This window comes from Streptomyces aurantiacus JA 4570, assembly GCF_000414115.1.
Classification (GTDB): Bacteria; Actinomycetota; Actinomycetes; order Streptomycetales; family Streptomycetaceae; genus Streptomyces; species Streptomyces aurantiacus_A.
This window is the reverse complement of the sequence record NZ_AOPZ01000520.1, coordinates 1-15,809: the sequence shown is the minus strand read 5'-3', so window position 1 is coordinate 15,809 and position 15,809 is coordinate 1. Positions and strand designations below refer to the sequence as shown.

12 protein-coding genes and 1 pseudogene are annotated in these 15,809 nt (G+C 72.4%); 9 read left to right on the top strand and 4 right to left on the bottom strand.

What is annotated here, in order from left to right; translation table 11 throughout:
- Nucleotides 1-49 precede the first annotated feature (49 nt).
- On the bottom strand, nucleotides 50-1,534 hold the full coding sequence (locus STRAU_RS37045) for an MFS transporter (RefSeq protein ID WP_016645520.1): 1,485 nt from the start codon (nucleotides 1,532-1,534) through the stop codon (nucleotides 50-52).
- 200 nt (nucleotides 1,535-1,734) lie between these two features.
- Between STRAU_RS37045 and STRAU_RS37040 the strand changes: the two genes are divergently transcribed.
- From STRAU_RS37040 to era, 3 genes are all read left to right on the top strand, one after another.
- Entirely contained in the window at nucleotides 1,735-2,553 is an 819-nt protein-coding gene (locus tag STRAU_RS37040; RefSeq protein WP_078621738.1) for a helix-turn-helix transcriptional regulator, read from the top strand.
- A gap of 30 nt (nucleotides 2,554-2,583) precedes the next feature.
- Entirely contained in the window at nucleotides 2,584-2,937 is a 354-nt protein-coding gene (locus STRAU_RS37035; protein WP_016645518.1) for a hypothetical protein, read from the top strand.
- A gap of 161 nt (nucleotides 2,938-3,098) precedes the next feature.
- Nucleotides 3,099-4,061: a GTPase Era gene (gene era, locus STRAU_RS37030; RefSeq protein WP_016645517.1), complete on the top strand. Its 963-nt coding sequence runs from the start codon at nucleotides 3,099-3,101 to the stop codon at nucleotides 4,059-4,061.
- An 18-nt stretch (nucleotides 4,062-4,079) separates the two neighbouring features.
- Here era and STRAU_RS37025 read toward each other — a convergent pair whose 3' ends face one another.
- From STRAU_RS37025 to STRAU_RS37015, 3 genes are all read right to left on the bottom strand, one after another.
- The gene (locus STRAU_RS37025; RefSeq protein ID WP_016645516.1) at nucleotides 4,080-5,447 is read right to left on the bottom strand and encodes a GH1 family beta-glucosidase; all 1,368 of its coding nucleotides are present in this window, start codon (nucleotides 5,445-5,447) and stop codon (nucleotides 4,080-4,082) included.
- A gap of 74 nt (nucleotides 5,448-5,521) precedes the next feature.
- The gene (locus STRAU_RS37020) at nucleotides 5,522-5,788 is read right to left on the bottom strand and encodes a protealysin inhibitor emfourin (protein ID WP_016645515.1); all 267 of its coding nucleotides are present in this window, start codon (nucleotides 5,786-5,788) and stop codon (nucleotides 5,522-5,524) included.
- A gap of 66 nt (nucleotides 5,789-5,854) precedes the next feature.
- Nucleotides 5,855-6,916, bottom strand: a complete 1,062-nt coding sequence (locus tag STRAU_RS37015; protein ID WP_037664439.1) for a M4 family metallopeptidase — start codon at nucleotides 6,914-6,916, stop codon at nucleotides 5,855-5,857.
- 323 nt (nucleotides 6,917-7,239) lie between these two features.
- Between STRAU_RS37015 and leuA the strand changes: the two genes are divergently transcribed.
- The 6 genes and pseudogenes from leuA (at nucleotide 7,240) to STRAU_RS36985 (ending at nucleotide 15,793) form a co-directional block, all read left to right on the top strand.
- The gene (leuA, locus tag STRAU_RS37010) at nucleotides 7,240-8,964 is read left to right on the top strand and encodes a 2-isopropylmalate synthase (protein ID WP_037664438.1); all 1,725 of its coding nucleotides are present in this window, start codon (nucleotides 7,240-7,242) and stop codon (nucleotides 8,962-8,964) included.
- Nucleotides 8,965-9,159: 195 nt separating this feature from the next.
- Nucleotides 9,160-9,921 (top strand): TerB family tellurite resistance protein, encoded by a 762-nt coding sequence (locus STRAU_RS37005; RefSeq protein ID WP_259300097.1) that lies wholly within the window; start codon nucleotides 9,160-9,162, stop codon nucleotides 9,919-9,921.
- A 179-nt stretch (nucleotides 9,922-10,100) separates the two neighbouring features.
- Nucleotides 10,101-12,215, top strand: a complete 2,115-nt coding sequence (locus STRAU_RS37000) for an MMPL family transporter (RefSeq protein ID WP_037664437.1) — start codon at nucleotides 10,101-10,103, stop codon at nucleotides 12,213-12,215.
- 77 nt (nucleotides 12,216-12,292) lie between these two features.
- Nucleotides 12,293-13,667, top strand: a pseudogene (locus STRAU_RS41115) (sensor histidine kinase).
- A gap of 5 nt (nucleotides 13,668-13,672) precedes the next feature.
- Complete coding sequence (locus STRAU_RS36990) at nucleotides 13,673-14,368, top strand: response regulator transcription factor (protein ID WP_037664445.1); 696 nt, start codon at nucleotides 13,673-13,675, stop codon at nucleotides 14,366-14,368.
- 171 nt (nucleotides 14,369-14,539) lie between these two features.
- The gene (locus tag STRAU_RS36985) at nucleotides 14,540-15,793 is read left to right on the top strand and encodes a sialidase family protein (RefSeq protein ID WP_016645509.1); all 1,254 of its coding nucleotides are present in this window, start codon (nucleotides 14,540-14,542) and stop codon (nucleotides 15,791-15,793) included.
- The last annotated feature ends 16 nt before the right edge of the window (nucleotides 15,794-15,809 follow it).

Genomic DNA, 15,809 nt, shown 5'->3' with positions numbered 1-15,809 from the left:
GGCCGCAACGGGTGGGTGGGTGGGAGAACAATCCGCCGCGGAGCGGCGGTCAGACCCTCCGGCGCAGGCCGAAGGCCACGAGCACCGCCGCCGCGAGGACGATGGCCGCGTCCAGGGCGAGGACGGTACGCGTACCGGCAAGAACCTCGTCCGTGGTGGTGGCGAGAACGCCGAGGAGCGGGATGCCGACGGTGATCCCGACCTGCTGGGTGGACGTCACAAGGCCAGTGGCCAGCCCCTGCTCCGTGTCGGGGACGCCCGACGTGACAGTGACCCCGTACGAGACGATCGCCCCGAGGTGGAACATGCTGGCCACCGAGACGGCGGCCGTCGCCAGCCACACCGACCAGGCCCCCTCGCCCACGGCGACCAGCGCCGCCACGAACACGCCCTGCCCGAGCAGCGACCCCACCAGCGTGCGGCGCGGCCCGAAGCGGCCGATGACCTTCGGGGCGTACATGCCCGCGACGACCGACAGAACGCCCTGCACGCCGAAGACCAGACCGGTCTCGAACGCCGAGAGGCCGAGGACGTCCTGGAGGTAGAGGGTGAGGACGAAGACGACCGTCGACATCATCGAGAACGTGACCAGGCCGCCCAGGTTGCCCCAGGCCACCGTGCGGCGCCGCAGCATCGGCAGCGACACCAGCGGCGCGGCGGCCCGCGACTCGACGTACCCGAACAGGGCCAGCAGGACGATGCCCGCGATCAGCGTGACGAGCACGTCGGCGCCGCCGAAGCCGCGCTCGGCGGCGGTGGACAGGGCGTAGATCAGGGCGAGCAGGCCGCCGGTGACGGTGACGGCGCCGGGGATGTCGAGGCGGGGGCGGTCCGGGGTGCGGGACTCGGGCAGCAGGCCGGGGGCCAGCGGCAGCACGATCAGGGCGAAGAGGGTGAGCAGGCCCATGGTGGAGCGCCAGCCGAGGGTGTCGGTGAGGACACCGCCGAGCACCATGCCGACGGTGAAGCCGAGGGAGAGCAGCGTGCCGGAGATGCCGAGCGCGCGGTCCCGCTGCGGGCCCTCCGGGAAGGTCGTGGTGAGCAGCGACATGCCGGTCGGCACGATCGCCGCCGCGCCCATGCCCTGCAGTGCCCGCCCCGCGAGGAACGACGCCGGGTCCCAGGCGAAGGTGGCGAGCAGCGAAGCCGCGCCGAACAGCGCGAGCCCGCCGAGGAACAGCCTGCGCCGCCCGAAGAGGTCGCCGAACCGGCCGAAGAGCAGCAGGAAACCGCCGGACGGCAGCGCGAAGGCGGTGACCGCCCACTGCAGCGCGGCATGGCTCATGCCGAGGTCCGCACCGAGCACGGGCAGCGCCACGTTCAGTACGGAGAAGTCGAGCGCGACCATGAACTGCGCGGCACAGAGGACGAAGAGGATGAGCCGGTCGCGGCGGGAGAGCCGGGGCGCCGTTCCGGTGGTCGCGGCGGCCTGCGCGGCGTCGACGGCCTTCGGGGTGTCGACGGCCTTCGGGGCCTCGGCGGTGGTGGGGGAGGCAACGGCGGTCGGGGAGGGAGCGGAAGTGTCTATCGCCATGGTCAACAGCGTCCGTCGGCAGGAATAGCCGTGGGGAGCGGGAACTTATGCTGGTGGTGTGAACACCAGGCACGTCCGGTGCGGCCGTCGCGGCCGGGACGAGCGCCTACGGATGACGAGGGGGAGCGGTGGCCGGCCAGGTCGAGGAGCGGGCCGACGGGGCGAAGGCACGTCGCCGTAGCGAGCTGCGGGACTTTCTGATGAGCAGGCGGGCCCGGGTGACCCCGGCGGAGGCGGGCCTTCCGGATGGCGGCCGCCGCCGGACTCCGGGGCTGCGGCGCGAGGAGGTCGCGGTCCTCGCGGGTGTCGGCGCGTCCTGGTACCAGTGGCTGGAGCAGGGCCGGAACATCTCCGTGTCCCCGCAGGTCCTGGACGCCGTGTCCCGGGTCCTGAAGCTGTCCGGCACCGAGCGCCGCCACCTGTACGTGCTCGCGGGCCTCAACCCGCCCGCGCCGCGGGCCGAGGAGGGCGCCGCGGACATGTGCGAGGGCCTGCGGCGGCTCATCGACACCTGGATGCCGTACCCGGCGCACATCATGGACCGCTACTACAACTGCGTCATCTACAACGACGCGGCCGCGACGGTCCTCGCCATGCGCCCCGGAACCACCCAGAACTGCGTCCTCGACTTCTTCACGGACCCCATGTACCGCTCGCGCAGCGTGAGTTGGCGGGAGAACGCGGCGACGCTCGTCGCGCAGCTCCGCGCGGCCTGCTCCGAGCACCCCGAGGACGAGGGCTTCCAGGAACTGCTGACGCGGCTGCACGCCACCGGCGACGAGTTCACCTCGCTGTGGGAGCGGCAGGACATCCGGCCCGCCGGCCAGGTGCACAAGGAGCTCGACCACCCGCTCGTCGGCATCCTGCACGTGGAGTCGACCGCCCTGAAGGTGCCCGCCCGGCCCGACCTGACCATCGTGCTGCACACCCCGCTGCCCCTGGCCGACACGGCGGCGAAGCTGGCCTGGCTGGCGTCGCCGGAGGCGCGGCGCGGGGCGATGTACCGGGTGGCCGGGTGAGCGCCTGCTGCGGCTCCTTATGCTCGTGCCATGACTGAGCGCACCGACCTCGCCGCCGAGGACCAGAAGATCGTCACCCTCGCCCGCTCGGCCCGTGCCCGCAACGGTGTGCCGGAGGGGGCCGCGGTGCGGGACGAGACGGGGCGTACGTACGTCGCCGGGACGGTGTCCCTCGCGTCCCTCGACCTGTCGGCCCTGCGTACGGCTGTCGCCATGGCCGTGGCGTCCGGGGCGGAGTCCCTGGAGGCGGCGGCCGTCGTGTCCGCCGAGGAGGCGCTTCGCGCAGAGGATCTGGCGGCGGTGCGGGATCTCGGCGGGGCCGGTACGCCGGTGTTCCTGGCGGGGGCCGACGGGGCGGTCCGCCTGACGGCCGAGGCGGGCTGAGCCCTCGCGGGGCGCCCCAGTCCCGCCCCTTCCCGTCGAGTATCCAGCCTGTCCGGCGTTTGAGGACGAGGCCCGGAGGGCCGAAAAGGCGGGGGCGAGGGGGCGCAGCCCCCACCCGGGACCACCGCCCAAGGCGCCCACGCCCGAAAAGATCAGGGACAATGGGCCCCATGAGCGTGCGTACCCAGTCACCCCAGCCGTCCGAGCAGGCCGTCCACCGCGCCGGTTTCGCCTGCTTCGTCGGCCGCCCCAACGCGGGCAAGTCCACCCTTACGAACGCTCTGGTCGGCAAGAAGGTGGCGATCACCTCGAACCGGCCGCAGACGACGCGGCACACCGTGCGCGGCATCGTGCACCGGCCCGACGCCCAGCTGATCCTGGTGGACACCCCGGGGCTGCACAAGCCGCGCACGCTGCTCGGCGAGCGGCTGAACGACGTCGTGCGGACCACCTGGGCCGAGGTCGACGTCATCGGGTTCTGCCTGCCCGCGAACGAGAAGCTCGGGCCCGGTGACCGGTTCATCGCCAAGGAGCTGGCGTCGATCAAGAAGACGCCGAAGATCGCCATCGTCACGAAGACCGACCTCGTCGACGGCAAGACGCTCGCCGAGCAGCTCATCGCCGTCGACCAGCTGGGCCGGGAGCTGGGCTTCGAGTGGGCCGAGATCGTGCCGGTCTCGGCGGTCGGCGAGAAGCAGGTCGACCTGCTCGCCGACCTGCTGGTGCCGCTCCTGCCGGAGGGGCCCGCGCTGTATCCGGAGGGCGACCTCACGGACGAGCCCGAGCAGGTCATGGTCGCGGAGCTGATCCGTGAGGCCGCGCTGGAGGGTGTGCGGGACGAGCTGCCGCACTCCATCGCGGTCGTGGTGGAGGAGATGCTGCCGCGCGAGGACCGGCCCGCCGACAAGCCGCTGCTCGACATCCACGCGTTCGTCTACATCGAGCGGCCCAGCCAGAAGGGGATCATCATCGGCCCCAAGGGGAAGCGGCTCAAGGACGTCGGGATCAAGTCCCGCAAGCAGATCGAGGCCCTCCTCGGCACGCCGGTCTACCTCGACCTGCACGTCAAGGTCGCCAAGGACTGGCAACGGGACCCCCGCCAGCTCCGCAAGCTGGGCTTCTGAGCCCTCCGGAGCATCCCCTCACTGCGCCCGCAGCTCCGTGCGCAGCCAGTCGTACGACGCCTTCGGTGTGCGCCGCTGCGTGGCGTAGTCGACGTGGACGAGGCCGAAGCGCTGCCGGTGGCCCTCGGCCCACTCGAAGTTGTCCAGGAGTGACCACACGAAATAGCCGCGCACGTCGACGCCGGCCTCCAGCGCCCGGTGCAGTGCCCGCAGGTGGCCGTCCAGGTAGTCGATGCGCTCCTCGTCGTCCACGCCCTCGTACGAGCAGCCGTTCTCGGTGATGACCAGGGGCGGGAGGCGGTCGCCGTACCGTTCGCGGAAGGTGAGCAGGAGTTCCGTGAGGGCCTCGGGGATCACCGGCCAGCCGAAGTCCGTCGTGGGGTGGCCCTCGATCTTCCGTGGCGAGAAGGGGAGTCCGGGCGGGAGCGCGAGGCCGGAGAACTCGGTGACGGTGGCGTCCGGCCGGGGGGCGCCCACCTTCGTCGGCTGGTAGAAGTTGAGGCCGTACCAGTCGATGGGCTGCCCGATCAGCTTCAAGTCGGCGTCCAGGTCCGGGACTTCGGCGCCGAGCAGCTCCGTGATCACTTCCGGGTAGCGGCCCGTGATCAGGGGGTCGGAGAACATCCGGTTCAGGAGCACGTCGTAGAGGTCCGCCGCCTCGCGGTCCTCGGCGGCGTCCGAGGCGGGCCAGGTCGGGCCGTGTGAGTTCGCGATGCCGATGTCGTCGGCGCCCGCCGCGCGCAGCGCCGTCACCGCGAGCCCGTGGGCCAGGAGCTGGTGGTGGGCGGCCGGCAGCGCGTCGAACAGGAGCTGCCTGCCGGGCGCGTGCTGCCCGAGCGCGTGGCCGAGCAGGGTGTGCTCGGCGGGCTCGTTGAGGGTGATCCACTTCGGTACGCGGTCACCGATGCGGGCCGCGACGACGGCGGCGTACTCGGCGAAATGGTGGGCGGTGTCGCGCTTCAGCCAGCCGCCCCCCTCTTCGACCGCGAGCGGCGTGTCCCAGTGGAAGAGGGTCGGCACGGGACGCACCCCCGCCGCGCACAGCTCGTCGACGAGCCGGTCGTAGAAGTCCAGGCCCCGCTCGCTGACCTCGCCGGTGCCCTCGGGCAGCACCCGCGGCCAGGACACCGAGAAGCGGTACGCGCCCACGCCCAGGTCGCGGATCAGCGCCACGTCCTCGCGGTAGCGGCGTACGTGGTCGCAGGCCACGGCGGCCGTCGTGCCGTCCTTGACGTTGCCGGGCAGGGCCGTGAACGCGTCCCACACCGAGGGCCCGCGCTCGTCGGCGGAGCCCTCGATCTGGTGGGCCGATGTGGACACCCCCCACAGGAAGCCGTGCGGGAAGCGGGGCAGCGGTGCGCGCGTCGTCGCCATGCGCGCGATCATCCGTACCGGCCGGTACGGAAGTCAACGCCCGTGCGGCAAGCGGTTTCCGGGGCCGCGCGCCCCGGGCTTCCCCGCTACGACCCTTCCTTGAGCACCCGCGTGATCAGCTGCCGCTGCTCCTCCGTCAGCCGGGGGTCCGCGCAGTACACGGACCGCCCGTCGACGGTGATCTGGTAGCTGAACCCGTCGGGCACCCCGATCGGAGGCGTGCCCCGGCCGTCGGCCAGTGCCTGTTCGGCCAGGGCATGCCACTCCCGGGCGTCCGGCCGCGCGGTGGTGTCGACCTCCGCGTGCCGCTCGATGCCCGCGAATCCTCCTGTGCGCTTCACCTGGATACGCATGGCTCCTGTCTACCGCAGCGGGCCCCTCGGGGCACCCGCGCGAAAGCGGCCAGGGCGGCTGGGCGGCTAGGTGGTCGGCACGCCGGTCTGCGACCACGCCTTCTGGACGGCCTCGCGCTGTTCGCCCTCGGGGGCGGCGGCGACCGTCAGCTTCGCGAAGTCCGCGAAGGAGGCGTCCTGGGCGAGCTGCCCGCCGGTCAGGACGTCGTACCAGATCTTCCCCGCGCGCTCCCAGGCGTGCCCGCCGAGCGACTCGGCGAGGAGGTAGAAGGCGTGGTTGGGGATGCCGGAGTTGATGTGCACGCCGCCGTTGTCGCGGCCCGTCCTGACGTAGTGCTCCATGTCCTTGGGCTGCGGGTCCTTGCCGAGCACGTCGTCGTCGTACGCGCTGCCCGGGTCCTTCATGGAGCGCAGCGCCTTGCCGGTGACGCGCGGGGCGAGCAGGCCCGCGCCGATCAGCCAGTCGGCCTCGGCGGCGGTCTGGCCGAGCGTGTACTGCTTGATCAGCGAGCCGAAGACGTCCGCCATGGACTCGTTGAGGGCGCCGGGCTGGCCGAAGTAGGTGAGGTTCGCCGTGTACTGGACGACGCCGTGGGTCAGCTCGTGGCCGATCACGTCCACGGGGATGGTGAAGTCGAGGAAGATCTCGCCGTCACCGTCGCCGAACACCATCTGCTCGCCGTTCCAGAAGGCGTTCCCGTACTCCTCGCCGTAGTGCACGGTCGCGTTCAGGGGCAGGCCGTGGCCGTCGATGGAGTCGCGCTCGTACTGCTTCAGGAACAGCTCGAAGGTGGCGCCGAGGCCGGAGTGGGCGCGGTTGACGGTCGCGTCCTTGCCGGGCTTGTCGCTCTCGCCGCGGACCTTGCGGCCGGGCAGCTCGGTCTTGTTCTTCGCGTCGTGGATGGTGCGGTAGGGCTTGCCCTCGACGGCGCCCCTGGGCGCGGCGACGGAGGGGGCGCCGATGACGGTGGTCAGGCGGCGCTGGGTGCGCTCGTACGCGTCGCGCTGGAGCGTGCGGCGGGCGGCCTTCGCGAGCGCGGGGTCCGAGGACTGGGCGAGCTTGTCCAGGACGATGGGTGGCACGATCGTGCAGAAGACGGGCTCGAAACCCGTCGGGTTGGCGGTCATGGCGGCAATGTGGCACTGGGTCATGCCGCTGTCACTAGCAGCCACCATGATTGGTGAAATAGCCGCATACGGACCGTCGGCGTCCCCTCCAGGTGATATACGGCACCTTTTGTCCGTTACGTCCCTACGGTCCCGCATACTGATACGCGCCCGCGCACTCCGCGGACCTCGGCTAGGCTGCCCCGCATCATGCGTTTCGGGCTGCTTCTCCTTAGCTGCCGCGGCGAGGGCCTGTAGCAGAGGCCGACCCCCTCCCCGCGGAGTTCGGTGCTGTGCTAGACCGTCGGCCGTCCTTCCGGACCTTCCGAGGAGCCCCGCACACCATGCCGAACTTCCAACGCCCCAGCTCCATGCCGATCCACAAGTACGGCAAGTACGAGCAGGTGGACATCCCCGACCGCACCTGGCCCGACCGCCGCATCACGGTCGCGCCCCGCTGGCTGTCCACCGACCTGCGCGACGGCAACCAGGCACTCATCGACCCGATGTCGCCCGCCCGCAAGCGCGCGATGTTCGACCTGCTGGTCCGCATGGGCTACAAGGAGATCGAGGTCGGCTTCCCCTCCTCCGGCCAGACCGACTTCGACTTCGTACGCTCGATCATCGAGGACGAGGACGCCATCCCGGACGATGTGACGATCTCCGTCCTCACGCAGGCGCGTGAGGAACTGATCGAGCGCACCGTGGAGTCCCTGAAGGGCGCCAGGCGCGCGACCGTCCACCTGTACAACGCGACCGCGCCGGTCTGGCGCGAGGTCGTCTTCCGCGGCTCGCGCGATCAGGTCAAGCAGATCGCCGTCGACGGCACGCGCCTGGTCATGGAGTACGCGGAGAAGATCCTCGACCAGGACACGGTGTTCGGCTACCAGTACAGCCCGGAGATCTTCACCGACACCGAGCTGGACTTCGCCCTGGAGGTCTGCGAGGGCGTCATGGACGTCTGGGGGCCCGACGCCGACCGCGAGATCATCCTCAACCTGCCCGCCACCGTGGAGCGTTCGACGCCCTCCACGCACGCGGACCGCTTCGAGTGGATGTCCCGGAACCTGTCCCGTCGGCAGTACGTGTGCCTGTCCATCCACCCGCACAACGACCGCGGCACCGCCGTCGCCGCCGCCGAACTCGCCGTGATGGCGGGCGGCGACCGCGTCGAGGGCTGCCTGTTCGGCCAGGGCGAGCGCACCGGCAACGTCGACCTGGTGGCGCTGGGCATGAACCTGTTCAGCCAGGGCATCGACCCGCAGATCGACTTCTCGGACATCGACGAGGTCCGCCGCGTCTACGAGTACTGCACGCAGATGGAGGTCCCCCCGCGCCACCCCTACGCGGGCGACCTGGTCTACACCGCCTTCTCCGGCTCCCACCAGGACGCCATCAAGAAGGGCTTCGACGCGATGGAGGGCCGCGCGACGGCCGCCGGCAAGAGCGTCGACGACATCGAGTGGGCCGTGCCGTACCTGCCCATCGACCCCAAGGACGTCGGCCGCTCCTACGAGGCCGTGATCCGGGTCAACTCCCAGTCCGGCAAGGGCGGTGTCGCGTACGTCCTGAAGAACGACCACAAGCTGGACCTGCCGCGGCGCATGCAGATCGAGTTCTCGAAGATCATCCAGGCGCGGACCGACGCCGAGGGCGGCGAGTTCACGCCGGACGCGATCTGGGACGTCTTCCAGGACGAGTACCTGCCGAACCCGGAGAGCCCCTGGGGCCGCATCCAGGTCAAGAACGGCCAGACGATCACGGACGTCGACGGCACCGACACGCTCAGCGTCGAGGCCACCGTCGACGGCGCCGACGTCACCCTGACCGGCTCCGGCAACGGCCCGATCTCCGCGTTCTTCAACGCCCTGCAGTCCGTCGTCGGCATCGACGTGCGCCTGCTGGACTACCAGGAGCACACGATGAGCGAGGGCGCCTCCGCGCAGGCCGCCTCGTACATCGAGTGCGCCATCGGCGACCGCGTCCTGTGGGGCGTCGGCATCGACGCGAATACGACACGTGCGTCCATGAAGGCCGTCGTCTCCGCCGTCAACCGCGCGGCCCGCTGATCCTGCCAAACTCCCGTTCGACCGGTGCTTTTACGGCCCCGTCCGCCCTTGTGGCGGGCGGGGCCCGCGCGCGCCGGGGGACTGGTCCAGGCCAGCAACCGGCCATCTCCCGTACGGGGTACTGACGCGGCATCATCGATGTGGCTAACATCACGCCAACGCGGCAGGGCTGCCGCGGCGTCATGGAGGTGCGTGGTGCTGCCAGATCGGGGACGAAAAGGCCGGGAATCCCGTATCTTGGGCAGAACCGCACCATTTGGCGGCCGGGGCGATCGTGTTCCCGGCCTACCGGGCCGCGGCGGCCGCCTGATCGGCACCCGCACCGCCTGGACCACCGTCTGCGACGGCGAGTTCTTCTGTCCCGGCTGCGGCGGGGACCGCAACTACCAACGGCGCACCGGCCGCCGCCGCTTCGTGTTCCTCGGCGTGCCGCTGCTCTCCCGCGGCGAGACGGGACCCGTCGTCGAATGCGCCGCCTGCCAGGACCACTTCGGCCTGGACGCGCTCGACCACCCCACCACCGTCCGGCTGTCCACGATGCTCCGCGACGCCGTGCACACCGTCGTCCTCGCCGTCCTGACCACCGGCGGCAGCGCCGCCCGCGCCGCCCTGGACGCCGCCGTCACCACCCTGCGCGGCGCCGGCTTCGACGACTGCACCGAGGAGCGCCTCGGCGCCCTGATCGACGCGCTCGCCGCCGACACCGGAAGGCTCAACGACCCGGACTGCGCGCCCGGCCTCGCCATCGAACTCCACGAGGCGCTCGGCCCGCTCGCCCCGCACCTCGCCCCCGCGGGCCGCGAGGCGCTGCTCCTGCAAGGCGCCCGGATCGCCCTCGCCGACGGGCCCTACACGCCCGCCGAGCGCGATGTGCTCGCCACCGCGGGCTGCGCGCTGACCATCGACCCGGACGACGTGGCACGGCTGCTCGTGGCGGCGACGCGGACGCCGCGCTGACACGCGTACGTACGCGGCCGCCCCGGCGCGCCCCGGTACTCCCCGGGGAGTAGTCCCGGCCCCGCGACTCCCTCGGGTGTAACCCTCAACTCGCCCTCCGGCGCGACGAATCGGCCCCCTCACGGCGGAAGTCTGGAAGCCGTAAGCACCAGACACCGCCACGGGAGGGAGGCCCACCGATGGGGCCTGCAACAACGACGAAGCGCCGACGACCACGCGCCGTTCCCTGGGTGCTGCTCGGCCTGTGGGTCGCCGTGCTCGCGTTCGCCGGGCCGTTCGCCGGGAAGCTCGGCGACGTACAGCGCGACCGGGCCGTGGACTATCTGCCCGCGAACGCCGACTCCACGCAGGTCGCCAAGATCCAGGAGAAACTGCCCGGCGGCGAGACCACCGAGCTGGTGCTCGTCTACCACCGCGACGGCGGCCTGAGCGCCGCCGACCGGAACACGGCAGCCGATCAAGTAGCCGCCGTGGAGCGGGAGTTGAAGCTGGTCGCGACGCCCACGGGGGTGGCGTCGAAGGACGGCTCGACCCTGATGTACCCGGTCGCCAGCACGTCGCCGGGCACGGACGAGGAGAAGCGGGACGCCTTCGTCAACGACGTGCGGGACGTGGTGAAGGCACCCGAGGGCCCCGACGGGACGGACGGGCTGAGCGTCAAGGTCGGCGGGTCCGGCGCGCTCGCCACCGACGCGAGCGAGGTCTACACGTCCCTGGACGGCCCGCTGCTCTACACCACCGTCGGCGTCGTCGCCGTCCTGCTGATCCTCATCTACCGCAGCCCGCTGCTGTGGCTGGTGCCGCTCGCGGTCGCCGGAGTCGCCAACTACCTCTCCATGGGCGTCGCCTACGGCCTCAACCAGGCGTTCGACACCCCGATCAGCGGCCAGAGCTCGGGCATCATGACGATCCTCGTCTTCGGCGCGGGCACCGACTACGCCCTCCTGATCGTCGCCCGCTACCGCGAGGAACTGCGCCGCGTCGAGCGTCCCTACGACGCCATGCGCACCGCCCTGCGCGGCTGCGGGCCCGCCGTGCTCGCCTCCTCGGGCACCGTCGCCGCGGGCCTGTTCTGCCTGCTCGCCGCCGACCTCAACAGCAGCCGCGGGATGGGGCCGCTGGGCGCGCTCGGTGTGCTGTGCGCGCTGGTGGCGATGCTGACGCTGCTGCCCGCGCTGCTCGTGCTCTTCGGGCGGCGGGTGTTCTGGCCGCTGGTGCCCGCGTTCGGCAGCGAACCGAAGAAGCGGAAGTCGCTGTTCCAGTCGATGGGTTCGTCGGCCGGACGCCGCCCGCTCACCGTGCTCGCGTCGGGCGCGATCCTGCTCGGAGCCCTGGCCCTGGGCGCGTTCGCCCTGCCCGGCAACCTCAAGCAGGAGGACTCCTTCACCAGCAAGCCCGACTCCATCGCCGCGATGGAGACCCTCGCCGCCGCCTACCCCGAGCGCGGCACCCAGCCCATCAGCGTCATCGCGCCCACCGACGGCGCGGACCGCGCGCTCGCCGACGCGCGGGGCGTACCGGGCGTCGACAGCGCGGAACGCGGCCGCAGTTCGGGGCGGTGGACCGAGATCGCCGTCGTCGCGAAGGCCGCGCCGCAGACAGCGGCGGAAACCGCCACCATCGAGAGACTCCGCGACAAGCTCGACCCGCGGGGCGCGTACGTCGGCGGACCGAGCGCCGAACAGATCGACCTGAAGGACACCAACCGGCGTGACATGTGGGTGGTCGTGCCGATCGTCCTCGCGGCGGTGCTCCTGATCCTCGTCGCCCTGCTGCGCTCGCTGATCGCCCCGCTCCTGCTGCTGCTCGCGGTGGTCGCGGTGTGGGGCGCCTCGCTGGGCATCGCGGGGCTCGTCTTCGGGCCGGTCTTCGGCTTCGAGGGCACCGACCCGGGGCTCGGCCTGCTGTCCTTCTGCTTCCTCGTCGCCCTCGGCGTCGACTACGGCATCTTCCTCATGCACCGCATGCGGGAGGAGTGCCTGGCGGGGGCGGAGACGGGGCCCGCCGCGCTCACCGCGCTGCGCACCACGGGCGGCGTGATCGCCTCCGCGGGCCTGGTCCTCGCCGCGACGTTCGCCGTCCTCACCAACATGCCGCTGGTCCAGCTCGTCGAACTGGGCTTCGTCATCGCGGTCGGCGTACTCCTGGACACCTTCCTGGTGCGCACCTACCTGGTGACCTCCGCGAGCCTGGCGCTCGGCCGGAAGGTGTGGTGGCCGGGACCGCTGTCGAAGGAGCGGCGCCCACCGCGCGAGCCCGAGCCCAGCGAGCCGGAACTGGTCCGCGCTCCCTGAACCCGCGAACGCAAACACCCGTGCGGCGCCCCTCCCTGTCGGAGGGGCGCCGCCGTACAGGAGGATGAGGGCCACGTATGGACGTACCCGCGACGCGCGTACGAGAAGGGGGAGCCGACGACGTGCCGTACCCGCCGTCCGCCTCGCGCCCGTGGTGGCCGTTCTCCGGAGCCGTGCCGGGGACACGGCGCGCCCTGCGGGAGGACGCGCTGCTCGCGGTGCTGCTCGCCGCCCTCGCCGCGGTGCTCGCCCACCTGGTCAAGGACGGCCGGGCGCCGGACGCGCTCGGCTGGGCGCTCCTCCTCGGCGGCCACGTCCCGATGATCTGGCGCCGCAGCAGGCCGATGACGGCGCTGCTCGCCACCATGGCCTTCGTCGGGCCGTACCACGCCCTGGACTACACGCACACCGCCGCGACCCACGTCGGCATGGTCGCCCTCTACTCCGTCGCCGTCTCCGGACGCCCCCGCCGCACACTGCTGACGGGCCTCCACATCATCGGCACCATCCTCGTCGTCAACGCGAGCGTCGGCGGGGACCCGGTCACCGAGATCGTGCGGATCATGGGCTGGATCGTCGCCGTGCTGATCTTCGGCACCTACGTGCGCGTCCACCGGCAGTACGTCGCCTCGGCCCTGGAACGCGCCGAGCGCGCCGAGCGCACCCGCGAGGAGGAGGCGCGCCGCCGGGTCGCGGAGGAGCGGCTCCGGGTCGCCCGCGACCTGCACGACCTGCTCGCGCACAGCATCACCCTGGTCGGCGTGCAGACCTCCGTCGCCGCACACGTCCTCGCCGCCGACCCCGAACGCCTCGACCGCGCGGCCATCGCGGGCGCGCTCGACGACATCGCCGACACCTGCCGCACCGCGCGGGGCGAGCTGCGGGCGACCCTTGAGGTGCTGCGTGCCTCCGGCCACGACGGGCCCGGCGACCCGGGCGGCGCCGACGAGTCCCGCGGCCCGCTGCCCGGCCTCGACGGCATCGGCGACCTCGCGGACGCGGCGCGCACGGGGGGCGCGAAGGTGGACCTCGCGGTGCGCGTCCCGGACCTCGCGGTGCCGCCCGCGGTCGGCGCCGCGGCGTACCGCATCGTGCAGGAGGCCCTCGGCGTACCGCATCGTGCAGGAGGCCCTCACCAACGCGGTACGCCACGGCGGCCCCGGCCTGAGCGTGACGGTGCGGATCGGGGAGGCGGGCGAGGAGAAGGCCGGGGAGGCGGACGGGGAGCTGCGGGTGACGGTGCGGGACGACGGGGTGGGGGCGGCCGCGGTGGCCGGGGACTCGCCCGGCTTCGGGCTCATCGGGATGCGGGAGCGGGCCCGCAGCGTGGGCGGAACGGTGGAGGCGGGCCCCAGGACGGACGGCACCCGGGGCTTCGAGGTGGCGGCGGTGCTGCCGCTGGAACGGCGACCACGGCGACAGCAGGGCCGGAGAGAAGGAGGAGACCGGTGAGCCCGGTGCACGAGGCGGAGAGACCGATACGGGTGCTGCTCGCCGACGACCAGGCGCTGGTGCGGGCGGCCTTCGCCATGCTCGTGGAGTCCGCGCGCGACATGGAGGTCGTCGCGCAGGCCGGGACCGGGCGCGAGGCCGTCGACCTGGCCCGCGCCGAGCGCGCCGACCTCGTCGTCATGGACATCCGGATGCCGGACCTCGACGGCATCGAGGCCACCCGCCTGATCGCCGCCGACGAGGACCTGGCCGGCGTGAAGGTCCTGATGCTCACCACGTACGACACCGACGAGCACGTCGTCGAGGCGCTGCGCGCCGGCGCGTCCGGCTTCCTGGTCAAGGACACCAGGCCCGCCGAACTGCTCGACGCGATCCGCACCGTCGCCGCCGGCGAATCGCTCCTGTCGCCGGGCCCCACCGCGCGCCTCATCGCCCGCGTCCTTCGCCACCCCGTCACCCCGGAGGCCGAAGCGCCCGCGCCCGCCTCGCTCGACGCCCTCTCCGACCGCGAGCGGCAGGTCCTCACGCTGGTCGCGCGGGGCCTGAACAACACCGAGGTGGCCGAAGCGCTGGGGCTCAGCCCGCTCACCGCGAAGACGCACGTCAGCCGGATCATGGGGAAGCTGGGGGCGCGGGACCGGGCCCAGCTGGTGATCATGGGCTATGAATCGGGCCTGGTGACGCCGGGCCCGACGCCCTGACCCGAGCTCGCGGGAGGCCCCCCGGCGGGCCTCCTCGAATGCGCGGCCGTCACTCGCGTGCGTCAACACATCGTCAACTCTGTCGCGGCGCAGGGGTATTGTCGTACCGCCCGGGGCGCATTAGCTTCACGCGGGACGTCCTACGTCCCACGTCCCGCCGTGAGGAGCCGTGTGAGCCGCATGAGCCGTATGACCCGCGCGATCCGCAGACGACGTCCCTCAGTACGCGACGGCTTCGCCGCCGGTGCCGTGGCACTGGCCGCCGCGGCCGGGCTCACCGCCCTCGCCGGACTCGGCGGCCCGCCCGCGGCGGCCTCCGCAGGCCGCGCGCCCGGCTGCTCCAGCTCCGTGCCGTACGCCGCCGACACCTACGGCTACGACACCTTCCGCATCCCCGCCGTCGTCCGCACCGACCGCGGCACGCTGCTCGCCTTCGCCGAGGGGCGGCGCGCCAGCGACTCCGACACCGGCAACATCGACGTCGTCCTGCGCCGCTCCACCGACGGCGGCTGCACCTGGGGCCCGCTCGCCGTGGTCGCCGCGGGCAAGGGCGACACCCGGGGCAACCCGGCCCCCGTCGTCGACCCCAGGACCGGGCGCGTCGTCCTGCTCACCTCCTACAACAGCGGTGCCGTCACCGAGGGCCAGATCATGCGCGGCGAGGTCACGGCCGCGCAGAGCCGCCGCGTCTTCGTGCAGAGCAGCCGGGACGACGGCCGCAGCTTCTCCGTGCCCCGCGAGATCACGTCCGCCGTGAAGCTGCCCCGCTGGCGGTGGTACGCGACCGGGCCCGGGCACGCCGTCGCGCTCACCCACGGGCGGCACGCCGGGCGGCTCGTCGTGCCCGCCAACCACTCGGCCGCGCCCGCGCCCGGCTCGTCCGACAACGGGCAGGAGCCCAAGTACTACGGCGGGCACGCCCTCTACAGCGACGACCACGGGCGGTCCTGGCGGATCGGGTTCGTCGACGACACCTACGACGGGGTGCACAACTCCAACGAGTCCAGTGCCGCGCAGCTTCCCGACGGGCGGCTGTACCTCAGCTCCCGGGACCAGCACGGTGTCGCCGTCGGCAACCGGCTCGACTCCTACTCCGCCGACGGCGGGCGCACCCTCTCCCGGCCCTACGCCGTCCAGCCCACCCTCAACGACGTGCCCGTCGTCCAGGCGAGCGTCCTCCAATCGAGCGGCTGGAGCGGGTCCCTCCTCTTCTCCGGGCCCTCCGTTCCCACCGCCCGCCAGGCCATGGCCCTCTGGCGCAGCCGCGACGCGGGTCTCACCTTCAGCAAGGTCCTCACCCTGTCCCAGGACCGGGCCGGCTATTCCGACCTGGTCCAGGTGAGCCCTGGCGCGGTCGGCGTCCTGTACGAGACGGGCGTCAAGGGGACGTACGAACGGGTGATGTGGAGAAGGGTGGCGGTGTAGGCCCTGCGGGGCATTC